Here is a 21,867-nt window from a genome sequence, read left to right as displayed (position 1 = left end):
CGCACCTGTCGGACAGGCTCCGACGCAAAAGGGAGTTACCACCATGCTGATTTCGCTGCTGATCGCCTCGACCCTTTCCTCCGCCGCGCCGGACCCGGCGACGGCCGCCGCACCGGTGGCGCCGCAGCCCCAGGCCGGCCGCTTCGTCGATGCCGCCAGCGTCATCGCCAGCCTGCCGCCCGCCACGCGGCTGTGCGTCGTCGACCGGCTGACCGGTTCGCGTATCCCGGTGAAGGTCTGCCACACCGCCGACGAATGGATCGCGCGTGATGGCGCGGTGCCGACCGGAAAGATCAAGCGCAACTGAGCCGCAGGACAGGAGACACGCCATGATGTTCATCGCCATGCTCGCCGCCCTCAGCCAGCCGGTCGCTCTGCCCCGCGACGGCGAGGCCAAGCCCGCCACCATGACGGCGGCGGTCGCGACGGTCGCCCCAGCCAAGACCAAGCCGGTCCGCTATTGCTTCAACGATGTCGAGGAGGACCACATTCTGCGCGGCAAGGTCTGCCGGACGCGCGCCCAGTGGCTGTGGCGCAATATCGATCCGCTCGACTATCTCAACCAGAAGAAGAAGTGAGGGCCGACAGGGCAGGGGCCGCGCCATGGCGGCCCCGCCCGTGAGGGTCATCAGGTCAGATCGCGCGCATAGACGTTGTAGGTCTTGTTGACCCGGCTGTTGATCGTCTCGGCAATCGAGCGCATTCCCTGATTGTCGTCGAGAATCCAGCCGATTTCTCCGCGCGATGCGCCATATTTGGTGACCGAGGCGCGGCGGATATATTCGATCATCATGAAGGCCAGCTGGCTGGCCATGCGCGACGACTGCAATTCCTTGACCACGCCCATCAGCGGCACGCGCATCGTCCGCACCTTGGGCGCGCGCAGCCAGAGCAGCAGCTTGGCCCAGCCGAAGGGTAGCAGGCTGCCCTTTAACGGCTTGATCGCCTCGTTCAGGTCGGGAAGGGTGATCATGAAGGCGACCGGCTTGCCGTCCAGTTCGGCGATGCGGATCAGGTCGTTGAACACGATCGGCTTCAGCTTGACGCCAACATCCTTGATCTCGGGCGGGGTCAGCGGGATGAAGCCCCAGTTATCGGACCAGGCATCGTTCAGGATGCTCAGGATGATCGCGGCCTCTTCCTCGAACTTGGCCTTGTTCACCTCGCGCACGCGGATGCGCTCGTTCTTCTCCCCCGACTTGATGATGCGCTGGACGATCGGCGGGAATTCCTGCGTGATGTCCAGCTCATAGGTGAAGAGCTGCTTGATCGTCGAATAGCCGGCCGCCTCGATCCAGCCCTGATATTCGGGGCGCGCATGGCCCATCATGATCGTCGGGTCCTGATCGAAGCCCTGGACCAGCAGGCCGGGCTCTTCCCACACCGATTGCGAGACCGGACCGATCGCGCGGGTCATGCCCTGTTCGCGCAGCCAGCCCTCGGCCTTGGCGAGCAGCGCGCGGAACACATCCTCGCGCGTGGCGTCCATCAGGCCCCAAAAGCCGGTCCCCGGACCGAAGCCCTTGGACGGGTCCATTTCCAGCGCCAGCGTATCGAGATGCGCCGAAATGCGCCCGACGACCGTGCCATTCTCCTCCGCCAGGAACAGCTGCGCCTTGGCATGGCTGTACCAGCCATTCTTCTCCGGCGTGATCAGGCCCAGCGCTTCGCCCTTCAGCGGCGGGACCCAGTGCGGATCATCGGCATAGAGCGAGAAGGGGAAGTCGACGAAGGTCTTGCGGTCGCGCTTGCCGGCGACGGGGCGAATGGAAAGGGCCATGGGTGATCGCGTCCGGGAAAGATGTATGGCCCCGTCCTAACCGGCTTGGTCGATCATAGCGAGTGAGGATTCCGTCATCCCCGGCCGTGGGAATGCCACCGTGTCGCCACTATGTGGGAGCAAAGGATAGCCCTATGGAATCGACGCTTTCTTTCCGAACCGGCCCGACGGCGGGCCATGCGGCCCCGGCGGCGCGCGTCCCGATTGCGGACGACAAGGCGATGTTGCGTGCCGCCGCCGAGATGACGCGCGACCTGATCGCGCCGCGCCCGCGCCTCTATTGGGCGGACATGGTGGGCAGCGCGCTGCTCGGCTATGCCGCGCTCGGCGTCGCGGTGACGGTGGGGGCTACGGGCGTGATCGTCGCGGCGTCGGTCGTGTCGGTGCTGGCGCTGTACCGCGCGCTGCTGTTCATCCATGAGATCAGCCATATGAAGCATTCGGCGCTGCCGGGCTTCCGCACCGGCTGGAACGCGCTGGTCGGCGTGCCGCTGCTGACCCCGGCCTTCATGTATGAGGGCGTGCACAACCTGCACCATGCCAAGACGCGCTACGGCACCGCCGACGATCCCGAATATCTGCCGCTGGCGCTGATGAAGCCATGGACGTTGCCGGTGTTCATCCTGGTGTCGGCGCTGGCGCCGCTCGGTCTGCTGATCCGGTTCGCGATCCTGTCGCCCTTGTCCTGGGTGGTACCGGGTCTGCGCAAGATCGTGGTCGAGCGCTATTCGGCGCTGGCGATCAATCCGCAATTCCGTCGCCGCATGCCCGAGGGCGAGGCACTGACGCTGTTCAACCGCACCGATGCGGCCGCCTCGATCTGGGCGATGGCATTGGTGGCGATGGTCGCGACCGGCGTCATCCCGCTGCGCGGTTTTGCGATCGGCTTCGCGATCGGGTCGGCCGTCGCGGTACTGAACCAGGTTCGCACGCTGGTCGCGCATCTCTGGGAGAATGACGGCGAGCCGATGACGGTGACCGCGCAGTATCTGGACTCGGTCAACGTCCCGCCGCCCTCGCTGCTACCGGGCCTGTGGGCGCCGGTGGGCCTGCGCTATCATGCGCTCCACCATCTGCTGCCGTCGCTGCCCTATCATGCGCTGGGCGAGGCGCATCGCCGGATCAGCGCGGCGGTGACGCCGGAATCGCCCTATCACAAGGCCAGCTACAAGGGCCTGCCGGGGCTGGTCGCCAAGATCGGCCTGAGCACGATCCGTCGGGGGAAGTGAGCCACCTTCGTTCAGCCTGAGCGCAGTCGAAGGCCACGGGACTCGGGCCGCCAAGAGGTGATGTCCGGGGCGTGCACTTCGACTTCGCTCAGTGCGAACGGAGGGTGGTGTTCGGGGCGAGGCTTGGCGTTAGCCAAGCACCCTACGCCCCGTTCACACTGAGCGAAGTCGAAGTGCACGGGCGAACCTAGAGAAGGATGACATGAGATGAATCCGTCATTGCGAGCGTAGCGAAGCAATCCAGAGCGTCTCGCCCGGACACTGGATTGCTTCGCTACGCTCGCAATGACGGATTGGGTCAAACTGACGTCATCCCGCTCTAGCGGCTAGGCCGGCATCACCCTGATGGCCTTCGACGACGCTCAGGCTAAACAGCGTGCGGGGCTTACCCCCTCACTCCTCCGTCCGGAACAGCACCGCTTCACCGATCAGCAGGAACAGCAAGATCGGCGCCCAGGCGGCGAGGAAGGGCGGGTACGCACCCAGATCGCCCATCGCCATCGAGAAATTGTCCGCCACGAAAAAGGCGAAGCCCAGCGCCATGCCGATCACGGCGCGGACGAACAGCTTGCCCGAGCGTGCGATGCCGAACGCGGCGACCGCGCCCAAGAGCGGCATCAGCACCGCCGACATGGGCGCGGACAATTTGTGCCAAAGCGATCCCTCCAGCGTCTTGGTCGGCCGCCCCGCCTCGCGCAGGTCGTCGATCGCGTTCGACAGCCCCTTGAACGACAGGCCGTCGGCATTGACGCTGGCGAGCGTCAGCTGTTCGGGCGTCACGCCGCGCCCGATGATGATCGACGGAACCGATGTCAGCTTGCCCGAGGCGACCTCGAACCGGGTGGCGGGGCCGATCTGCCAGCCATCGCCCGAGCGGCGACCGCGCGGCGCGCGGATGATCGCCTGCAGGCTGCCGCTGCCCTTGCGATCGTACAGCGTCACGCCGCCCAGCTGGGTGTTGCCGCCGCGCCCCTGCACGAGATTGACCGAAATCAGATCGTCGCCGTCGCGCACCCACACGTTGGAGCGGTCGCCGCTGTCGATCGGGATGGGGCCATATTCGACCTTTTGCCACGCGCTCAGCGTCGCGGTGGCGCGCGGCACGATCCGATCGTTGAAGGCGAAGCTCAGCACCGCCACGCCCGCGCTGGCCACGAGCAGCGGCGCCAGCACCTGATGCGCCGAGAGACCGGCGGCCTTCAGCGCGATGACCTCCGAATTCTGGTTCATCGTGAAGAAGGTCAGGATAGTGCCGAGCAGCACCGAGAAGGGGAGGATGAAGGCGATGATCTGCGGCGCGCGGAGCGAGACATAGCGCCACACCTGCGCCTCGCCATTGCCAGGCGCCGCCAGGATCGATCCGGACTCGCTCAGGATGTCGAGCGCCTGCAACACGATGACCAGCGCGAACAGGATCGCGAAGGTGCGCAGCAGGAACATCTTGGCCATGTAGATGGCGATGGTCCGCGACGGGAAGATGCTCGACAGGCTCATGCGGTATAGGCCTTCTTGCGGCGGCGGCCGGGCAGCAGGCGACCGATCAGCTTGGCCAGCTTGGCGAAGCCGCGCTCCAGCACGCCGATCGGCTGGCCACCGGGCACATAGGCGGTGACATAATACATCCAGAATACCAGTCCGGCGAAGATCGCGAACGGCACCCATAGCGCGATCAGCGGATCGACCCGGCCGAGCGCGCCGATGTCGGCGGCATATTGGTTCACCTTGTGATAGGTGACCAGCATCACGATCGACAGGAACACGCCCAGCGCCGAGGTCGATCGCTTGGGCGGTATGCCCAGCGATACCGCCAGCAGCGGCAGCAGGAACATCGTCACCACCTCGACCAGGCGGAAGTGGAATTCGGCCCGGCTGCCGGCGCGCGCCTCCGCGCTTTGCGCCTCCTGCCCGTGGCGGGCGAGCTCGGGGAGCGTGAACTCCAGGTCACGGCCGCCGCGCTGTCGGAAATTGTCGAACTTGGGCAGGTCGATCGGCAGGTCATGACTGGAGAAGGTCAGCACGCGCGGCGCGCGGAATTCGGGCCGATTGTGGATCAGCGTGCCGTTGGTCAGGCGGAAGATGATGACGTTGGGATCGTCGGTCGCCAGGAAGCGCCCGCGCTCGGCCGTCACGCCGATCCAGTCGCCCTTCGACGTATTGGCATGGACGAAGATGCCTGACAGGTCACGGCCATTGTCGCGGCTTTCCTCGATACGCAGCGTCATGCGGTCGCCCAGATGCGTGAACTCGCCGACCTTGATCGACGCGCCCAGCGCACCGGTGCGCAGCTCGTAGCGCAGCCCTTCGTAATAATAGCGCGCGACCGGCTGGACATAGCCGACGATCGCCAGATTCAGCGCGGCGAGCACGATCGCGTACATGTAGGGGACGCGCAGCAGCCGCGTATAGCTCATGCCGACGCCGCGCATCACGTCCAGCTCGGACGAGGTGGCCAGCCGGCGGAAGGCGAGCAGGATGCCCAGCATCAGACCGATCGGGATGCCGAGACCCAGATATTCGGGCAGCAGGTTGGCGAGCATCCGCCACACCACGCTGATCGGTCCGCCCTCGGTCGCGACGAATTCGAACAGGCGGCGGATGCGGTCGAGCACCAGCAGCATGGCGGCGATGATCAGCGTCGCGAACAGCGGCAACGCGATCAGCCTGGCCATGTAGCGATCGATGGATTTCATGCGGGGGACATCACTCGCGCGATAAAACGGCCATGGCTATACGAGGCGGGGCAGGGCGCGTCACCCCTTGTTTGCGAAGGATTCCCTTGGCCTTCGACTTCGCTCAGGCTGAACGGAGGTTTGGGCACAGGCCTTCAATACAACAGCCGTCCAGCCTGAGCGAGGTCGAAGGCCACGCCCACACCTCAAGCCGCCGCGCAAACCGGCCCTTCGGCTCGCTTCAATGCCGCCGCGACCGCGCGTTCCAGCGCCATCAGCGTGAAGGGCTTGCGCAACACCTCATGCCCCTCGAACCCTGTCGCCTGCGCGTCGCCGGCAAAGCCCGTGACGAACAGCACCGCGACATCCGGATAGCGCGGACGCAGGCTGGCGATCAGCTCGGGGCCGGTCTGGTGCGGCATCAGCACGTCCGATACGATCAGGCGTATGCCGGGATGGCGCGCCAGCAGCCCCTCGGCCTCGCGCGGATCGTTGCAGGGCACGGGATCATGCCCCAGCTCCTGCAAAGCCCCCATGGTCGCCGCGAGCACGCGCGGATCATCCTCGACCAGCAGGATGCGCAGGCCGCCCGCATCCTCCGGCACCGCCTCGGGCGCGGCCGCCTCGACGGGGGCGGGGGCGGGCATCGTCGCGACATGGCGCGGGAAATAGAGATGGACGGTCGTGCCCGCGCCCGGCGCGGTGCGGATGGTGACGTCGCCGCCCATCTGGCCGACCAGCCCAAAAATCTGGCTGAGCCCCAGGCCGGTGCCCTTGCCGGCGGGCTTGGTGGTGAAGAACGGCTCGAACACGCGCTCGGCCACCTCCGACGTCATGCCCGCGCCGGTGTCGGCGACCGAGATCACGACATAGTCGCCCGCGCCCGCACGGGGCAGTTCGTTGGGCGTCACTCGCGCCTCGGCGGTACGGATGGTCAGCTCGCCGCGCCCGTCCATCGCGTCGCGCGCGTTGACCGCGAGGTTCAGGATGGCATTTTCCATCTGGGTGCGATCGCCGAAGATCGTCCAGTCGCTGGTCCGGTCCTCGACCGTCACCTTCACCCCGTCACCCAGCGTCCGGTCGAGCAGGTCGCGCATGCCCGTCACCAGCTGGCGGGGATGCAGCGCTTCAGGGGTCAGCGCCTCTTCGCGGCTGAACATCAGCAGGCGGCGGGTCAGCGCGGCGGCGCGATGCGCGCCCTCGGTCGCGCTGTCGAGATGACGATGGGTGTCCTCCCGCGCCTGCGCCCGCTTCGCCAGTTCGAGCCCGCCGAGCACAACCGCCAGCATGTTGTTGAAGTCATGCGCGATGCCGCCGGTCAGCTGGCCGAGTGCGTCCATCTTCTGGACCTGGCGCAGCTTGGCTTCCTGAACCTTCAGTTCCTCGGTCGCGGCCTCGACCGCGCTGGCCAGTTCCTCGGCGCGGGCACGTTCGGCGTGCGCCTCGGCACGGGCTTCGGCGCGCTCGCCTTCGGCGCGGATGATCATCCAGGCAAGGACGATGCCGCCGATCGCCAGCGCGACGCCGAACAGCGCCAGCCCGCCGGCCAGTCGGTTGGACCGCTCCACCGTGGCGCTGGCATCCGCGCTGCGCTGTTCGAGCAAGGTACGCTCGCCGCCGATCAGCGCGTTGAGCGTCTGGTTGATCTGGAGGAGTGCGTCGGCCTGCCGCGCCGCATAATACAGCGAATAGGCCTGACGGTCGCGGTGATAGGTGGTCGATAGCGCGATGCTGGACAGTTCGTCGCCCCGCGCATCATAGGCGGTACGGAGGCGGTCGACAAAAGCCTGCTGACGCGGATTTTCGATCAGCTGGTCCAGCCGGTCGAGCTGCGCGCCGGCCAGCGACCATTCCTCCGAATAGAGCTGGCCCAGCTTGCGGTCGCCGGAAATGACGTAGCGGCCGAGCGACGCCTCCGATCGGGCGATCGTGCCGGCCAGCGTCCGCGCCAGGATCATCACGTCATAGCTGCGGCTTTGCAGTTCGAGGGCGCGGTCGCGTTCGTGATTGGCGTGGCCCAGCGTGACGATGAGCAGGACGAGGGTCGCCGCGCCGGCCACCGCCATCGCGATCAGTGCGAAGGTCCGCCAACGGCCGACCCCTCCCAGATCCTGCTGCTCGATCACGCCCGCGACGCTATCGCAACGATCGGACAATGCAAAGCCGCAGGCTTCGACTTATCCGATGACGCCGACCGCCTTGCCCGCCGCCTGGAACATGCCCAGCACCGTCCGGATCTGTTCGGGCGTATGCTCGGCGCAGATCGAACAGCGCAGCAGATAGGTGCCCGCCGGGGTCGCCGGGGGGCGCGCCATGTTGACGTACAGACCACCGTCCAGCAGCGCCTGCCACATGATGACCGCCTGCTCCTGATCCTCCAGGATGACCGCGACGATCGCGCTGTCGCAATGCTCGGTCCCCAGCTTGAAGCCCAGCGCCGTCAGCCCGCTGTGCAGCGCGCGGGCGTTCGACCACAGCCGCTCGCGCTTGTCATGCGCGGTCATCAGCTTGCGGATCGAGGTGGTCGCGGTGGCGACGACCGACGGCGGCAGCGAGGCGGTGAAGATATAGGGACGGCAGGCGAGGCGCACCGCCTCAAACTTCGGATGGTTGGAGACGACGAAGCCGCCGACCGTGCCGACCGACTTGGAAAAGGTGCCGACGATGAAATCGACCTGGCCTTCCAGCCCCTGCGCCTCGTACACGCCGCGCCCGTTGGGGCCGAAAAAGCCCATCGAATGCGCCTCGTCGACCAGCACCATCGCGCCGTGCTTCTTGGCGACGGCGACCATCTCCTTCAGCGGGGCGATATCGCCCAGCATCGAATAGACGCCCTCCAGCACGACCAGCTTGGCGGGTTCCTTCGGCAGGCGGCCCAGCCGCTTGTCGAGATCCTCGACCGAATTGTGGCGGAAGCGGACGATCTCGGCATTGCCCTGCTGGCAACCGTCATAGATCGACGCATGGCTGTCGGCGTCGAGGATGACGTACTCGCCCTTGCCCGCCAGCGTCGAGATGATGCCCAGGTTCGCCATGTAACCGGTCGAGAACACGATCGCGCCGGTCATGCCGTAGAAGTCGCGCAGCGCCTGTTCGACTTCCATATGGTCATGGAAGGTGCCGTTGAGCATCCGGCTGCCATTGGTGCCCGAGCCGAACTTCTCCAGCGCGTCCTTGCCCGCCGCGATGACGTCCGCGTCGAAGGTCATGCCCATATAGTTGTAGGTGCCGAGCAGGATCGTGTCCTTGCCGCGGATCACGGCTTCGGTGGGCGACTTCACCTGTTCCATCACGATCGCGAAGGGATCGGTGACGCCTGAATCGAGCAGCTTCTGTCGCTCGGCGATCAGGCCGTCGAACTTGGACAGCAGGTCGCGCTCGGGCGCGGTTTCCGGCGCATCGGCGGGCAGGGCATGGGGCTGGGCGGCGGCTTCGGTCATGGCAGGGTCCGTCTCGGGCGCTTCGGGATCAGGCTTGCTTCAGCTTTTCGACCGCGTCGACCAGCTGGCCGACATTCTCGATCTCGGCCTGCATGTTCATCGTGATGATGATGTCGAACTCGTCCTCGATCGCGGCGACGAAATCCATCACGGTCAGGCTGTCCCACTCCAGGTCGCCCTGGAAGGTGGTCGCCTCGGTCAGTTCCACACCCTTTTTGTTGAAGGGCGCGATCTGGGCCGCGACGATGTCGAAAATGGCTTGGCGGTCGCTCATGATGATCCTTTCAGTCGGGGGCCCAGTGGCACCCAAATGCGGCGGCTTTTCGGCCGCGATATGTTCGCTGCTATAGCAAGCCGTTGGCGCGATACCACCGTGCCGTGTCGGCCAATCCCTTGGCGAGCGGAATGGCGGGCTCCCATAGCGCGGGGTCGGGGCGCAAAGCGGGGTCGGCGGTCCAGTCGGGGTGACAGAGATAGCCGACCCGGTCGGGGGTCAGCTTGGCACCCTTGCCCCGCAACTTGCGATCGATCTTCGCGCCCAGACTCAGCAGAGCTTTAGGCAGATGCAGCGTCATCACCCGCCGACCCACCGCTGCACCCATGGCGGCGGCGAGTTCGGCATGGGTCAGCACCTGCCCGTCATCGACCTCCAGCACGGCGCGGGGGCCATCGGTCGCGACGAGCGTCGTCAGCAATCGCGCGAAATCCTCGACAGCGATCAGTGATAGCTTGCCCGGAGGCGGCATGAAGGCGAGGCCGAGCTTGGCGGTGCGGAACACGTCGAGCCATTCGGTGTCATGCGGGCCGTAGATGCCGCTAGGGCGGACGATGGTCCAGTCGAGGCCGCTTTGCGCCACGACATCCTCGGCCTGGCGTTTGGACCAGCCATAGACGGACAGCTCCGGCTCGCGCGCCGACAGCGAGGAGACATGGACGAAGCGTCGGATACCCGCCGCCTTGGCCGCCGCGACCATCGCGCGGGTGCCGTCGATATTGCCCGCGACGAAGCCGTCGCGGTCGGGCGCGTTCACCACGCCCGCAATGTGCAGCACCGCGTCGGCCCCTTCGACCAGCGTGGCGAGGCTGTCGGGCTTGTCGAGCGCACCCGCGATCCAGGTGATGCCGGCGCGCGACGGCTGGGCGCGGCGGGTGAGCGCGCGCAAGGACAGCCCCGCACCGGCGGCACGGTCCACCACCGCGCGACCGACGAACCCGGTCGCCCCCGTCACCGCGACGATCATAGCAGGGCCAGATGGTTGCGGTGGATCAGCGCAGCGCGCGGCGCGTGACCCAATATGTCGGCCTGCTGGTCCGATCGCGTGCCGATCAAAGCGCGCGCCTCGGTCGAATCATATTCGCTGAGGCCCCGCGCGATGGTGCCGTTCGGCCCCTCGACGGTGACGAGATCGCCGCGTGCGAAATGGCCCTGCACGGCGGTCGCGCCGGCCGCGAGCAGGCTGTTGCCCTCGGCTAGCGCCTTGGCCGCGCCTGCATCGACGTGAATCGCGCCGCGCGCGGTCAGGCCGCCCGCCAGCCATGCCTTGCGGGCAGGCGCGCTCTTTTCAGCGACGAACAGGGTGTGGCGGGCCGGGGTCGACAGCGGATGGTCGATCCGCCCCGACGCGATGGCGAGATGCGCGCCAGCGCTTACCGCGATGCGCGCTGCGGCGATCTTCGACACCATGCCGCCCGATCCCATGCCGGAAGCGGAGCCGCCATCGGCCATGCCGCTGACCGCATCGATTCGCTCGACCCGCTCGATATGGCGCGCATCGGGGTTGGTATGGGGGTTGCTGTCGTACAGGCCATCGACGTCGGATAGCAGCAGCACGCCGTTGGCGCCTGCCGCCTGACCCACGCGCGCGGCGAGTCGGTCATTGTCGCCGAAGCGGATTTCTTCCGTGGCCACGCTGTCATTCTCGTTGATGACCGGCACCACGCCCAGGCCCAGCAGCCGCCCGAGCGTCGCGGCGGCGTTCAGGTAACGGCGGCGATCCTCCAGATCGTCGAGCGTCACCAGCATCTGCGCGGCGGTCAGGTTTTCGGCGTGGAGCAGTTCGGCCCAGGCCTGGCTCAGCGCGATCTGCCCGGTCGCGGCGGCGGCCTGCGCATCCTCCAGGCTGGCGCGGCCGCCCTTTGGCAGGCCCAGGCGACGCGCGCCGAGTGCGATCGCGCCCGAGGAGACGATCGCGATCTGCTGGCCGTCCCGCACGCGCGCGGCGATGTCGGCGACGAGACCGGTCAGCCATTCGCGACGGACCTCGCCCTCGGGTGTGACCAAGAGGGCCGAGCCGACCTTGACGATCAGCCGCTGGCAGGTGGTGGGGGGGAAGATCATTGCAGGGTTGGGTCCAGCCGCGTGCGGCCCTCCCCCATCCCCTCCCGCTTGCGGGAGGGGCGTGTTTGGGGCGAGCGGCCCGTCAAGTATCGCTCCCCTCCCGCAAGCGGGAGAGGCTGGGGGAGGGCAGGGTGTCTCACCGAGCCCGCCACCCGACGAATCAGCCCAGCGGCGACCACGTGATCTCGTCCTCGCCCTCGTCATTGTCCGGCACCGAATCCGGCCCCGGCCCGATCTGTTCGAGCAGCTTGTCGAGTACCCAGTCGACGCCGGTCCCCGCCGCGCCCGACAGCGGGATTACGTCCGCGCCGCTCGCCTCCGCCAGTTCGGCCGACAGCGCCTCGATCAGCTCGTCGTCGAGCGTGTCGATCTTGTTCAGCGCGATGATATGCGGCTTGTCGATCAGGCCGCCGCCATAGGCTTCCAGCTCGTCGCGAACGATGCGGTAGCTTTCGGCGACATCCTCGTCATTGGCGTCGACCAGATGGAGCAGCACGCGGCACCGCTCGATATGCCCCAGGAAGCGGTCGCCGATGCCGGCGCCGTCCGCCGCGCCCTCGATCAGGCCGGGAATGTCGGCGACCACGAACTCGCGATTGTGATGCCGCACCACGCCCAGCTGCGGGCGGGTGGTGGTGAAGGCATAGGCGCCGACCTTGGCCTGGGCGTTGGTCACCGCGTTGATGAAAGTCGACTTGCCCGCATTGGGCAGGCCGACAAGGCCTGCGTCCGCCAGCAGCTTCAGCCGCAGCCAGACCCACGCCTCCTCGGACGGCCAGCCGGTGCCGTGCTGGCGCGGCGCGCGGTTGGTCGAGGTCTTGTAGCTGGCATTGCCGCGACCGCCATCGCCGCCGCGCAGGAACACCTCGCGCTGGCCGACCTTGGTGAAGTCCAGCAGCACCTCTTCCTTGTCCTCGGACAGGACCTGGGTCCCGACCGGCACCTTGATGACCAGATCGTCGCCGCCGCCGCCGGTGCGGTTCGAACCCGATCCGCCATGCCCGCGCGGCGCGCGGAAATGCTGGGTGTAGCGGAAGTCGATCAGCGTGTTCAGGCCGGCGACCGCCTCGAAGATGATGTCGCCGCCCTTGCCGCCGTTACCGCCGTCGGGGCCGCCATATTCGATATACTTCTCGCGCCGGAAGGAAACGGCGCCGGGGCCGCCCGCGCCGGAGCGGACGAAAATCTTGGCCTGGTCAAGGAAATGCATGGCCCGCCCTTACCGCTGACCGCGACGACTGACCAGCCCGGCCGTGTATCGCACGGGTGATCGGCGGCGGGGCGTGGCCTTGGCGCACCGGGTCTGAGGGGGGCATGGCGTGGCCTTCGACTGCGCTCAGGCTGAACGGTCGTTGTGCCAAGCCCCGTGTTCCACCCTCCGTTCAGCCTGAGCGCAGTCGAAGGCCACGCTCACCCGGACGACCAGCATCCCGGATCGCGACGCCGACCCGCGCCCGCGATCCGGAACACCCCCTATCAAAAACCCTCACGCCGCCAACGGCATCGCGCGATTGCGCTCGTCCTCCAGGTCCAGCGCATAATGGATGCTGGGCGACAGCGTGTCCCGCCCGGCCGAGGCGCGCGCCATCCGCTGCCCCGTGGGGCGGAAGCCCAGCTTGGCCAGGACATGGCCCGAGGCGGGGTTGTCGGCGAAGTGCCAGGCGTTCAGCCGGGCGATGGGCAGGGCGTTGCGCGCCGTGGCGACGACCGCGCGACCCGCCTCGGTCGCATAGCCGCGACCCCAAGCCGACGGAGTCAGCCAATAGCCGAGCTCGTGCCCGGTATCCCCCGCGATGATCGCGATGCCGCCGATCAGCTCGGGCGCGCCGCCGCGATCCAGCGCGGTGATCAGGAAGCGCGGCTCGGTCGCGGCGCAGGGCTGGGCCAGCCAGCGCTCGGCGTCTTCGGGGTGATACGGGTAGGGGACCCGCGCCGCCATGCGGGCGATCGACTCATGGCCGATGGCCTCCGCCAGGGCATTGGCATCCTCCGGCCAGGCCGGCCGTAACAACAATCTTTCGGTCCGCGCGAACATCACTCGACAACTCCTCGTCGCGTCGGGCCCGCCCCTGCCACGTCTGGATGACGGGACGGCGACAGAAGCCCGGAAGCGGTGGAGGGAGCACGAAAAAAGGGAGCCGGGGTGACCCGTCTCCCTTTTTTGCTGGTTCCTGCGCGGAACCCGGGTCACCCTGGTGGGCAACCCGGCGCGGTTGCCCGATTATTCGGCCGCTGCGGCCAGTTCGACCGAGCAGAATTTACGGCCCAGCTTGCCCTCGTGGAACGAGACGCGGCCATCGACGAGCGCGAACAGGGTATGGTCCTTGCCCATGCCCACGTTGCGACCCGGATAGAACTTCGTCCCGCGCTGACGCACGAGGATGTTGCCGGCGATGGCTTCCTGGCCACCGAACTTCTTCACGCCAAGGCGACGGCCGGCCGAATCACGACCGTTACGCGACGAACCGCCTGCTTTCTTATGTGCCATTGCGAACTACTCCTGGATTTCGTTGGGAGGCGCGTCTGAAAAATCAGGCGCCGACCGACACGATCTTCAGGATCGTGTGCTGCTGACGGTGGCCGTTGCGACGGCGATAGTTGTGGCGGCGACGCTTCTTGAAGACGATGACCTTGTCGGCCTTCGCCTGAGCGATGATTTCGGCGGCAACGGTGATGCCGTCGACGGCCTTCAGCTCCGAGCCTTCGCCCGCCAGCAGAACGTCACCCAGCGTCACCGACGCGCCGGCTTCGCCCTCGATCTTCTCGACGACGATCTTATCTCCGGCGGCGACGCGATACTGCTTGCCGCCCGTGCGCACGACTGCGAACATGGCTCTTATCACTTCCCAAATGCATGGCTCCCGCGCGGGAATGCCCGTCGGGAAAGAAGGGTCAGCTAGGCAAAGGTGGCCGGATTGTCAACCAAGGATTGCATGTTTTCGCCGGTCGCACACGCCTGACGGCATGTCAGGCGACGCGATCGCGCGGTTTGGCCACATTGGTACTAATCTGGCGATGTTGCGCTGCAGCAACAATCGAATGACAAAATTATGAAATGTTCGAAATGGCAATTGCTGGCCGCTAAGCTCGACATATTGTGATCGTCGGGGGGCGGCGCGATGACCGTCCTGTATCAAAAATGGGGAATTTGATGCGTTCGCTTCACGCCACGATCCTGCTCGCCTCCGTGTCGAGCCTCGGCCTCGCCCTGCCCGCCACGGCCCAGACCGCGACGCCCGCCTCTCCAGCCGCTCAACAGGACGGCGAGTCGCAGGACATGGTCGTCGTCACCGGCAGCCGGATTCCCGGCCGCACGCTCGCCGACAGTCCGGTGCCGGTCGACGTCATCGGCGGCGAGCAGTTGACCAATGCGGGCTATACCGAAACCAACAAGCTGCTGAACCAGCTGGTGCCCTCGTTCAACTTCCCGCAGCCGTCGATCACCGACGGCACCGACTCGCTGCGCCCGGCGACGCTGCGCGGGTTGGCGCCCGATCAGACGCTGGTGCTGGTCAACGGCAAGCGGCGGCATCAGGCGGCGCTGCTCAACCTGAACGGGTCGGTCGGGCGCGGGTCGGGGGCGGTTGATCTGAACGAGATCATTCCCATTGCCATCGACCGGATCGAGATCCTGCGCGACGGCGCCTCCTCGCTCTATGGATCGGACGCGATCGCGGGCGTCATCAATATCCAGCTTTCCAAGCGCAAGGGCGTGCGCGGTTCGGTCACCTATGGCCAATATCGCACCAGCATGGACGGCGTGAAGGATCTGCTCGGCGTCCAGACAGATGCCGCGGGCAATCCCGTGATCGCGGTATCGGGCGGCACCAACCGCGCCAACGACATATTGGGCCTCAATTACGCGCAGGATGACCGGGTGCGTCATGACGGCGATACGCTGACCCTCGCCTCGTCGATCGGCCTGCCAATGGGGGAGGGCGGTTACTTCGTCTTTTCCAGCCAGTTCCGAGACCGCGATCCGACCCAGCGCGCCGCCGCCGATCCCCGCCGCCAATATGTCGCGGGCGATGCGCGGGAGCTGACCGCCAACCGCTTCAACCACGCCTATGGCGACGGCAAGACGCGCGACATGAACCTGTTCGTGAATGCGGGCACCCAGATCGCCGGGCAGTTCGACCTCTATACCTTTGGTTCCTACGGCATTCGCGACGGGCTGGGCGCGGGCTTCTTCCGGCGACCCAATGACTCGCGCAACCGCGACTGGTCGGCCTCGACCACGACCTTCGTGCCCTTCTACGCCAACGGTTTCCTGCCCTTCATCCGGTCCGAGATTGCCGATTATTCGGGTGCGGTCGGGGTGAAGGGGGAGATCGCCGATGGATGGAATGCCGATCTGTCGGTCGTCTATGGGGCCAATTCGCTCGATTACTCGGTCGAGAACAGCTTCAACACCTCGCTGGGCGGCGCGAACAGCCCGCGCAACTTCTATGCGGGCGGCATCCGTTTCGGCCAGATCGTCGCCAATCTCGACCTGAGCCATCGCTTCGACGTCGGCTTCCTCCAGTCGCTGGGCTTTGCCGCAGGCGGCGAATTCCGCCGTGAGAATTTCCAGATTCGCGCAGGCAATCCGGCCAGCTATGTCAATGGCCCGTTCGTGCCCAATGGAGCACCGGGCGGGGCGCAGGTCTTCCCCGGCTTCCGTCCGTCCAACGTGACCAATGTCTCGCGCAACAGCTTTGCGGGATATGTCGAGCTCGATGCGGAGGTAAGCGAGGCGCTGTCCGTCCAGGCGGCGGGACGGTATGAGCATTATTCGGATTTCGGTGACACGGTGAACGGCAAGCTGGCGGGCCGGTTGCAGCTTTTCCCTGGGGTCGCGATCCGTGGCTCGATCTCGACCGGCTTTCGCGCGCCCAGCCTGGCGCAGCAATATTTCAGCACCTCCTCGACCAACAATGTCGCCGGCACGCTGCTGGAAATCCTGACCGTGCCGGTGTCGAGCCCGCTGGCGATCGCGCTGGGGGCCAAGCCGCTACAGCCGGAAAAGGCGACCAATTTCGGTGGTGGCCTGACCTTCGACCCGATCCCCGGCTTTAACGTGACGGCCGATTACTACCAGATCCGCATCCGCGACCGGATCGTGCTCAGCGAAAACCTGCAAGGCGCCGCCGTCAATGCCCTGCTCCAGGCGCAGGGTTTTGCGGGCGTCAATTCGGCGCGCTTCTTCGTCAACGGCGTCGATACCAAGACGCAGGGCGTGGACGTGATCGCCACCTATCGCGTGCCCGATTTCGGCTATGGCCGGGTCAGCCTGACCGCCGGATTCAATTATAACGAACAGACGATCACGGGGCGCGAATCGCTGCCCTCGCTGCCCGGCCTGCTGGTGTTCGGTCGTGCGGAAAGCTACCGGCTGACCAAGGGACAGCCCAACAGCAAGATCAATCTGGGCGCCGATTACGAACTGGGCCGCGTTTCGGCGACGATCCGCACCAACCGTTATGGCACCGTCTTCTCGGCGGGAACGGCGACCGATCTGTCGATCGCCCCGGGGGCGGGGGCAGGCGACTTCACGCTGGCACCCAAATGGATCACCGACGCCGAGGTTCGGGTGAAGCCGATCGAGGCGCTGGAACTGGCGATCGGGGCGGACAATCTGTTCGACATCTATCCCACCCGCGCGCCGGTCGGCGGCACGTTCGGGGTCAACAATTATTTCCTGCCTTATTCCAGCCTGTCGCCCTTCGGCTTCAACGGCCGGTTCCTCTATGCGCGGGCCTCGGTCAACTTCTAAGCGTTCCGGGCGGCCGGGTTCAAGGGCCCGGCCGTCTCCGTCAGTGGCGGTGTTCGCGCTTCAACAGATAGCGCCCATGCTCATACCCCGTGAACAGCCCCGCCAGCGCCGGATGATCGACCGGCTCGTCGCTGTCGTCGGGCAGCAGGTTCTGCTGGCTGACATAGGCGACATAGCTCGATTCGGCGTTCTCGGCGAGCAGATGGTAGAACGGCTGGTCCTTGGCCGGGCGAATCTGTTCGGGAATCGCGTCATACCATTCGTCGCTATTGGCGAAGACGGGGTCGACGTCGAAGATCACGCCACGAATGTCGAACATCCGGTGCCGCACGACATCGCCGATCGCGAACCGGGCGCTCGCGACGATGGGCGCTTCCACGTCGAAGCGCGAGGTGAGGGGCGGCATGTCGATGAAGTCCATATGCACAGATTTAATGCGTTTGTGGCGTTGCACAAGTTTAGGTGCTTGCATTGCCGAAAAAGCTGATCTAGGAGCGCGCCTCCAATCGACTGGCCCCGGCGGTTTCCCACCGCCCGGATCATCCTCGCGGAGAGGTGGCAGAGTGGTCGAATGCACCGCACTCGAAATGCGGCGTGCCGGCAACGGTACCGAGGGTTCGAATCCCTCCCTCTCCGCCACTTACTTCACATCACTGGACAAAATCCCCTAACCATTCCGCAGGGCGGACAGGTTGGTTAGGAAGTTGCTGATCTCGCGGCGGCGCAGACGTTCTTCGGCGAATTCTCCGTCGATGCCCAGTTTCCAGTGAAGCGCGCGGCTGTCGGGCGTGTCGTGCAGCGCGTCGATGTCGGCGGCGCGGGTGGTGACGTCGCGTTTGCGATCGGCCAGTCCGGCCTCGACCAGGTCATCGGCCTGTGCGGCGAGCGCGATGGCGATTTCGCGCAAGGCGAGTTCGGGGTGATATTGGACGCCCCAGAAAATCCCGCGATCATATCGAATCTCGGCGGCCTGGACGCGGGTGACCGCATTGCTGGCGAGCAGGGTCGCGCCGGGGGGAAGTTCCAGAACCTCGTCGCCATGAATGGCCGGCGCGTCCCAGCTGGGCGGGCGGCCGGCGAGCAGGGGATGGTCGCGCCCCGCCTCGGTGGCGCTGATCCGTCGGGCGATGCCGGCCTCCATCCGCTCGGGCATCTTGCGCACCCGTCCGCCGGCCGCCGCGACCGCGATCTGCAGGCCGGCGCAGGAACCGAAAGACGGAACCCCGGCGGCAAAGACCGCGCGCATGAAATCGAGCTGGCGGTCAACCTCCGGCCCATCGTCATAGACATGCATGGGCGAGCCGGTGAGGAACACGGCTTCGAAGGATGCGAGCCGCTCGGCGGAAAAGACCGGCGTATCGGCGTCGGCGGGGGAGGCTATGGTCGTGTCGATCCCCGGCTGCATCTGCGCCAGCGTCGCGGCATAGGTCTCGCCCGAACTCTGGCCGGCGCGTTTGCGGCGCGCCTCGCGCTCCTCGGGCAATTCGCTTTGGGCGATCAGAAAATGTGGCACGCTTTGCCCTTTTATGGTGAGGGGGCTTAACGCGTGCCCTGGCGGCTTGGTCCGTCGGTCAGGAATAAGCCGTTTATCGCAATGGAAAATTTGGACCGTCCGGCGGCGCGGGGCGTTGAGCGCGGATGGCCACTGCCGCGACATCCGTCCCATCCGACCGTGCGGCATGGCGTCCGCGCCGTCTGTTGATCACAAGGTCCGCCATGACCTTCGCACATGGCCGGGCGATGGTCGAGCGTGCGGCCGGTCTTGGCGTGGAGATCGTCGAACTGGCGAGCGATCGGCTCAATCTCGGTCTGCCCGACGATCCGCGCCGCGCCTATGCCGCCGCCAAGTTGACGCTGGCAGTCGTCGTCGCGCCGCCTTCCAAGCGCAAATTGCAACCCATCGCGCCGAGCGCCGACTGGCGGGTCGATCTGGCCGAAGGGTGTCCGGCGCATTGCAGCTATTGCTATCTGGCCGGCTCGCTGAAGGGGCCGCCGATCACGCGTGCCTATGCCAATCTCGACGAGATACTGGACGGGCTGCCCGCCTATCTGGGGCAGGGGACCATCACCTCGCGCAGTCGTGACCGCGCGCAGGAGGGCACGACGTTCGAGGCGTCCTGCTACACCGACCCGCTCGCGCTGGAGCCGATCACCGGATCGCTGTCGCACATGATCGGCTGGTTCGGGCGGTGGGACGTGCCCGCGCAACTGCGCTTCACGACCAAGTTCGCCGACGTCTCGCCGCTGCTGGACATCGATCATCGGCAGCGGACGCGGATGCGCGCCTCGATCAATCCGCGCCTGTTCGCGCGGTTCGAGGGCGGCACCGCGCCCGTCGCCGATCGGTTGGCCGCGCTGCGCCGGATGGCGCTGGCGGGCTATCCGGTCGGGCTGACCATCGCGCCGATCATCGCGGCGGCGGGGTGGCGAGAAGCCTATGGCGAATTGCTGGTCGATGCGGGCGCGGCGCTGGCCGATGTGCCGGGGCTGGACCTGACCATCGAGCTGATCACCCACCGCTTCACCAGTGGGTCGAAGGCGGTGCTCGACAGCTGGTATCCCGGCTCGGCGCTCGACATGGGGGAGGCCAATCGCAGCACCAAACGGACCAAGTTCGGCACCGAGAAACAGGTTTATGACGCCGAGACGATGCGCGAATTGCGCCGCTTTTTCGAGAAGCGGATCGCATCCACGCTGCCGTTCGCGCGTATCCTCTATTGGACATGACGATCTTCTTCACCGCCGACACGCATTTCGGCGACCACCGCACCATCAATATCCAGAAGCGCCCCTTCGCGAGCGTCGCGGAGATGGACGCCGCTTTGATCGAACGTTGGAACGCCGTGGTCGGGCCAGGGGATGTCGTCTGGCATCTGGGCGATGTCGCCCGGCGGCCCGCCGATGTCCCGGCGTTGCTCGACCAGTTGCACGGGACCAAGCATCTCCTGCGCGGCAATAACGATCCCGATGCGACGCTGACCGCCGCCGGCTGGGCCAGCACGGGCGATTATGCCGAGATCATGGTGGATGGCCGCGCGCTCGTGCTGTGCCATTACCCGTTCCGAAGCTGGAACGGGCAACATAAGGGTGCCTTGAACCTGCATGGGCATAGCCATGGCCGGCTGAAGCCGATGCCCCGCCAGTTCGATGTCGGCGTCGATGTCCATGAATTTGCGCCCGTGACGCTGGAGCGGCTTCTCTCCTCGACCGGAAAGATGCGATAGAGGCGCCATGTTGAAGATACGAAACAAGCGGATCGCGAACGATCATGCGGCGGCAGCTCGGACAGTCGCGCGGATCGAGGCGTCGATCGTCGCGCTGAGCGATGACGATCTGCTTGATCTGGCGGACATTTTCTCGGGCGGGGTGGCAACGCCGCTCGGCGATATGGCCTCGGTGGAAATGGCGCGGCGCGGCATCGCCTTGTAATAAGGTCGACGGCGCGGGAATGTGGGAGATGAAGTGATGGCGGCTTTCGACGATAGTGCCGATCCCGAACTCGGCGCGGCCTGCAACCGGCTGGCGGCCTGGGTCGAATCGCTGCCCGAAGACGCGCTGATCGATCGCGAGTCGCAATTGGGCGAGCAGGATTTGGCGCTGATCCTGCGCCATCTCTACGCCACCCGGCATGGCGGACCGGGCTCGCCAGCGCTCGAGACACCCGAGCCGCGTCCCGCATCGCGGCCATCGGTGCCGGTGACCGCGAAAAGCTGACTGACGCGTCGGATCGTCGGGCATCCATCGACGCGCGGCTTCGTTGGGATGGCATGAGCCAGTCCGACCATCACCGATACCCCTATAGCCCCATTATCGACCGCCCCGTCTATGACTGGCCGGGCGGGCGCCGGCTCGCCATCTATTTCGGCATCAATTACGAGGTCTTCGACTTTGGCGGCGGCCTTGGGGCCGAGCTGGCCCCGTCGCAGACCCAGCCCGACGTCATGAACTATGCCTGGCGCGACTATGGCAATCGGGTCGGCGCGTGGCGCTTGTTCGATCTGTTCGACCGGCTGGAGCTCAAGACGACCGCGCTCCTCAACGCCGAGGTGCTCGATCGCTGCCCCGGCCTGGCCGAGGCATGCCGCGACCGGGGCGACGAGATCGCCGCGCATGGCCGCAGCAATGCCAAGGCGCAGGGCGAACTGTCGGTCGATGATGAGCGGGCGATGATCGACGATGTGACGACGCGGCTGTCGGCGCTGGGCGTCCGGCCCACCGGCTGGCTGGGGCCGTGGATTTCCGAGAGCAAGGCGACGCCCGATCTGCTGAAGGCGGCGGGCTATCGCTACGTCATGGACTGGGCGCATGACGATCAGCCGACGCGCCTCGCGACGCGGGCCGGTGATCTGCTGTCGGTGCCCTATTCGCAGGAGATCAACGACATACCCGCCATCGTTCAGCGGCGGCAGGAGGCGACGGGTTTCGCCACCATGATCCGCGATGCGGTGACCCAGTTGCTGAGCGAGGCGGACCGCCGGCCGCTGGTGCTGGGTATCGCGCTGCATCCCTATATCATGGGGCAGGCGCACCGGGTGCCACCGCTGGCACGTGTGCTGGAGGAATTGCGGCAGGCCGACGATCCGCGCATCTGGTGGACGACCGCGGGCCAGATCGCCGAGCATGTCGAGGCGAACGATCTGGCGGTCTGAGCCGCCG

Annotated in this window: 23 protein-coding genes and 1 tRNA gene; 10 read left to right on the top strand and 14 right to left on the bottom strand. The window is 66.4% G+C overall.

Features of this window, described 5'->3' with window-relative positions:
• Positions 1 to 43 precede the first annotated feature (43 nt).
• The gene (locus tag ACQHGV_RS10295) at positions 44 to 307 is read left to right on the top strand and encodes a hypothetical protein (protein ID WP_183951689.1); all 264 of its coding nucleotides are present in this window, start codon (positions 44 to 46) and stop codon (positions 305 to 307) included.
• Positions 308 to 329: 22 nt separating this feature from the next.
• Positions 330 to 578 carry a hypothetical protein gene (locus ACQHGV_RS10290; protein ID WP_183951688.1) on the top strand — a complete coding sequence of 83 codons (249 nt, stop codon included), beginning with the start codon at positions 330 to 332 and terminating at the stop codon, positions 576 to 578.
• A gap of 50 nt (positions 579 to 628) precedes the next feature.
• Here ACQHGV_RS10290 and ACQHGV_RS10285 read toward each other — a convergent pair whose 3' ends face one another.
• Complete coding sequence (locus ACQHGV_RS10285) at positions 629 to 1,780, bottom strand: N-acetyltransferase (RefSeq protein WP_183951687.1); 1,152 nt, start codon at positions 1,778 to 1,780, stop codon at positions 629 to 631.
• A gap of 134 nt (positions 1,781 to 1,914) precedes the next feature.
• On the opposite strand from ACQHGV_RS10285, the gene ACQHGV_RS10280 reads away from it, so the two are divergent.
• The gene (locus ACQHGV_RS10280; RefSeq protein ID WP_440978125.1) at positions 1,915 to 3,009 is read left to right on the top strand and encodes a fatty acid desaturase family protein; all 1,095 of its coding nucleotides are present in this window, start codon (positions 1,915 to 1,917) and stop codon (positions 3,007 to 3,009) included.
• Positions 3,010 to 3,402: 393 nt separating this feature from the next.
• Here ACQHGV_RS10280 and lptG read toward each other — a convergent pair whose 3' ends face one another.
• From lptG to rplU, 11 genes are all read right to left on the bottom strand, one after another.
• Positions 3,403 to 4,503, bottom strand: coding sequence for an LPS export ABC transporter permease LptG (gene lptG, locus ACQHGV_RS10275; protein WP_440978124.1), 1,101 nt, complete (start codon positions 4,501 to 4,503; stop codon positions 3,403 to 3,405).
• Positions 4,500 to 5,699 carry an LPS export ABC transporter permease LptF gene (gene lptF, locus ACQHGV_RS10270; protein WP_183951684.1) on the bottom strand — a complete coding sequence of 400 codons (1,200 nt, stop codon included), beginning with the start codon at positions 5,697 to 5,699 and terminating at the stop codon, positions 4,500 to 4,502. The genes lptG and lptF overlap by 4 nt, the downstream gene beginning before the upstream one ends.
• Positions 5,700 to 5,884: 185 nt before the next feature.
• Positions 5,885 to 7,744, bottom strand: a complete 1,860-nt coding sequence (locus ACQHGV_RS10265) for an ATP-binding protein (protein ID WP_440980189.1) — start codon at positions 7,742 to 7,744, stop codon at positions 5,885 to 5,887.
• 111 nt (positions 7,745 to 7,855) lie between these two features.
• Entirely contained in the window at positions 7,856 to 9,118 is a 1,263-nt protein-coding gene (gene spt / locus ACQHGV_RS10260; protein ID WP_440978123.1) for a serine palmitoyltransferase, read from the bottom strand.
• A gap of 28 nt (positions 9,119 to 9,146) precedes the next feature.
• The gene (locus tag ACQHGV_RS10255; protein ID WP_007405408.1) at positions 9,147 to 9,392 is read right to left on the bottom strand and encodes an acyl carrier protein; all 246 of its coding nucleotides are present in this window, start codon (positions 9,390 to 9,392) and stop codon (positions 9,147 to 9,149) included.
• 70 nt (positions 9,393 to 9,462) lie between these two features.
• Positions 9,463 to 10,359: an SDR family oxidoreductase gene (locus ACQHGV_RS10250; RefSeq protein ID WP_440978122.1), complete on the bottom strand. Its 897-nt coding sequence runs from the start codon at positions 10,357 to 10,359 to the stop codon at positions 9,463 to 9,465.
• Positions 10,356 to 11,456, bottom strand: a complete 1,101-nt coding sequence (proB, locus tag ACQHGV_RS10245) for a glutamate 5-kinase (RefSeq protein WP_440978121.1) — start codon at positions 11,454 to 11,456, stop codon at positions 10,356 to 10,358. The genes ACQHGV_RS10250 and proB overlap by 4 nt, the downstream gene beginning before the upstream one ends.
• A 160-nt stretch (positions 11,457 to 11,616) precedes the next feature.
• Positions 11,617 to 12,666: a GTPase ObgE gene (gene obgE, locus ACQHGV_RS10240; protein WP_440978120.1), complete on the bottom strand. Its 1,050-nt coding sequence runs from the start codon at positions 12,664 to 12,666 to the stop codon at positions 11,617 to 11,619.
• Between the two features lie 276 nt (positions 12,667 to 12,942).
• Positions 12,943 to 13,467: a GNAT family N-acetyltransferase gene (locus ACQHGV_RS10235; protein WP_440978119.1), complete on the bottom strand. Its 525-nt coding sequence runs from the start codon at positions 13,465 to 13,467 to the stop codon at positions 12,943 to 12,945.
• A 210-nt stretch (positions 13,468 to 13,677) separates the two neighbouring features.
• Positions 13,678 to 13,944, bottom strand: coding sequence for a 50S ribosomal protein L27 (gene rpmA, locus ACQHGV_RS10230; RefSeq protein WP_183951678.1), 267 nt, complete (start codon positions 13,942 to 13,944; stop codon positions 13,678 to 13,680).
• A 43-nt stretch (positions 13,945 to 13,987) separates the two neighbouring features.
• Entirely contained in the window at positions 13,988 to 14,287 is a 300-nt protein-coding gene (gene rplU / locus ACQHGV_RS10225) for a 50S ribosomal protein L21 (protein WP_007405484.1), read from the bottom strand.
• A gap of 320 nt (positions 14,288 to 14,607) precedes the next feature.
• Between rplU and ACQHGV_RS10220 the strand changes: the two genes are divergently transcribed.
• Positions 14,608 to 17,211, top strand: a complete 2,604-nt coding sequence (locus ACQHGV_RS10220) for a TonB-dependent receptor plug domain-containing protein (RefSeq protein WP_440978118.1) — start codon at positions 14,608 to 14,610, stop codon at positions 17,209 to 17,211.
• A 40-nt stretch (positions 17,212 to 17,251) separates the two neighbouring features.
• Here the strand turns inward: ACQHGV_RS10220 and hspQ are convergent, their stop codons facing one another.
• Entirely contained in the window at positions 17,252 to 17,632 is a 381-nt protein-coding gene (hspQ, locus tag ACQHGV_RS10215) for a heat shock protein HspQ (RefSeq protein WP_240456185.1), read from the bottom strand.
• A 128-nt stretch (positions 17,633 to 17,760) separates the two neighbouring features.
• On the opposite strand from hspQ, the gene ACQHGV_RS10210 reads away from it, so the two are divergent.
• Positions 17,761 to 17,850: transfer RNA gene (locus ACQHGV_RS10210), tRNA-Ser, on the top strand.
• A gap of 28 nt (positions 17,851 to 17,878) precedes the next feature.
• Here ACQHGV_RS10210 and ACQHGV_RS10205 read toward each other — a convergent pair.
• Positions 17,879 to 18,724, bottom strand: a complete 846-nt coding sequence (locus ACQHGV_RS10205) for a type 1 glutamine amidotransferase (protein ID WP_440978117.1) — start codon at positions 18,722 to 18,724, stop codon at positions 17,879 to 17,881.
• A gap of 203 nt (positions 18,725 to 18,927) precedes the next feature.
• On the opposite strand from ACQHGV_RS10205, the gene ACQHGV_RS10200 reads away from it, so the two are divergent.
• From ACQHGV_RS10200 to ACQHGV_RS10180, 5 genes are read left to right on the top strand one after another with little or no spacing between them, the layout of a single operon-like run.
• Positions 18,928 to 19,938: an SPL family radical SAM protein gene (locus ACQHGV_RS10200; protein WP_440978116.1), complete on the top strand. Its 1,011-nt coding sequence runs from the start codon at positions 18,928 to 18,930 to the stop codon at positions 19,936 to 19,938.
• A complete protein-coding gene (locus ACQHGV_RS10195) occupies positions 19,935 to 20,435 on the top strand; it encodes a metallophosphoesterase family protein (RefSeq protein ID WP_440978115.1) in 501 nt (166 codons plus the stop codon). Before ACQHGV_RS10200 ends, ACQHGV_RS10195 begins: the two co-directional genes overlap by 4 nt.
• Positions 20,436 to 20,442: 7 nt before the next feature.
• The gene (locus ACQHGV_RS10190; protein WP_440978114.1) at positions 20,443 to 20,640 is read left to right on the top strand and encodes a hypothetical protein; all 198 of its coding nucleotides are present in this window, start codon (positions 20,443 to 20,445) and stop codon (positions 20,638 to 20,640) included.
• Positions 20,641 to 20,676: 36 nt separating this feature from the next.
• Complete coding sequence (locus ACQHGV_RS10185; protein ID WP_440978113.1) at positions 20,677 to 20,925, top strand: hypothetical protein; 249 nt, start codon at positions 20,677 to 20,679, stop codon at positions 20,923 to 20,925.
• A 53-nt stretch (positions 20,926 to 20,978) separates the two neighbouring features.
• On the top strand, positions 20,979 to 21,860 hold the full coding sequence (locus tag ACQHGV_RS10180; RefSeq protein WP_440978112.1) for a polysaccharide deacetylase family protein: 882 nt from the start codon (positions 20,979 to 20,981) through the stop codon (positions 21,858 to 21,860).
• The last annotated feature ends 7 nt before the right edge of the window (positions 21,861 to 21,867 follow it).

It is taken from the genome of Sphingomonas pseudosanguinis (genome assembly GCF_052056765.1).
Classification (GTDB): Bacteria; Pseudomonadota; Alphaproteobacteria; order Sphingomonadales; family Sphingomonadaceae; genus Sphingomonas; species Sphingomonas pseudosanguinis.
Note: the sequence above shows the minus strand (reverse complement) of the source record. Positions and strands in the feature narration are given on the sequence as shown.

Coding starts and splice junctions, on each gene's coding strand:
- ACQHGV_RS10200 (WP_440978116.1), top strand. CDS start 18,928: ATGACCTTCGCACATGGCCGGGCGATGGTCGAGCGTGCGGCCGGTCTT.
- lptF (WP_183951684.1), bottom strand. CDS start 5,699: ATGAAATCCATCGATCGCTACATGGCCAGGCTGATCGCGTTGCCGCTG.
- ACQHGV_RS10195 (WP_440978115.1), top strand. CDS start 19,935: ATGACGATCTTCTTCACCGCCGACACGCATTTCGGCGACCACCGCACC.
- ACQHGV_RS10280 (WP_440978125.1), top strand. CDS start 1,915: ATGGAATCGACGCTTTCTTTCCGAACCGGCCCGACGGCGGGCCATGCG.
- ACQHGV_RS10255 (WP_007405408.1), bottom strand. CDS start 9,392: ATGAGCGACCGCCAAGCCATTTTCGACATCGTCGCGGCCCAGATCGCG.
- ACQHGV_RS10180 (WP_440978112.1), top strand. CDS start 20,979: ATGAGCCAGTCCGACCATCACCGATACCCCTATAGCCCCATTATCGAC.
- ACQHGV_RS10190 (WP_440978114.1), top strand. CDS start 20,443: ATGTTGAAGATACGAAACAAGCGGATCGCGAACGATCATGCGGCGGCA.
- ACQHGV_RS10265 (WP_440980189.1), bottom strand. CDS start 7,744: ATGGCGGTGGCCGGCGCGGCGACCCTCGTCCTGCTCATCGTCACGCTG.
- ACQHGV_RS10185 (WP_440978113.1), top strand. CDS start 20,677: ATGGCGGCTTTCGACGATAGTGCCGATCCCGAACTCGGCGCGGCCTGC.
- ACQHGV_RS10285 (WP_183951687.1), bottom strand. CDS start 1,780: ATGGCCCTTTCCATTCGCCCCGTCGCCGGCAAGCGCGACCGCAAGACC.
- ACQHGV_RS10290 (WP_183951688.1), top strand. CDS start 330: ATGATGTTCATCGCCATGCTCGCCGCCCTCAGCCAGCCGGTCGCTCTG.
- rplU (WP_007405484.1), bottom strand. CDS start 14,287: ATGTTCGCAGTCGTGCGCACGGGCGGCAAGCAGTATCGCGTCGCCGCC.
- spt (WP_440978123.1), bottom strand. CDS start 9,118: ATGACCGAAGCCGCCGCCCAGCCCCATGCCCTGCCCGCCGATGCGCCG.
- ACQHGV_RS10250 (WP_440978122.1), bottom strand. CDS start 10,359: ATGATCGTCGCGGTGACGGGGGCGACCGGGTTCGTCGGTCGCGCGGTG.
- lptG (WP_440978124.1), bottom strand. CDS start 4,503: ATGAGCCTGTCGAGCATCTTCCCGTCGCGGACCATCGCCATCTACATG.
- ACQHGV_RS10295 (WP_183951689.1), top strand. CDS start 44: ATGCTGATTTCGCTGCTGATCGCCTCGACCCTTTCCTCCGCCGCGCCG.
- rpmA (WP_183951678.1), bottom strand. CDS start 13,944: ATGGCACATAAGAAAGCAGGCGGTTCGTCGCGTAACGGTCGTGATTCG.
- hspQ (WP_240456185.1), bottom strand. CDS start 17,632: ATGGACTTCATCGACATGCCGCCCCTCACCTCGCGCTTCGACGTGGAA.
- proB (WP_440978121.1), bottom strand. CDS start 11,456: ATGATCTTCCCCCCCACCACCTGCCAGCGGCTGATCGTCAAGGTCGGC.
- ACQHGV_RS10220 (WP_440978118.1), top strand. CDS start 14,608: ATGCGTTCGCTTCACGCCACGATCCTGCTCGCCTCCGTGTCGAGCCTC.
- obgE (WP_440978120.1), bottom strand. CDS start 12,666: ATGCATTTCCTTGACCAGGCCAAGATTTTCGTCCGCTCCGGCGCGGGC.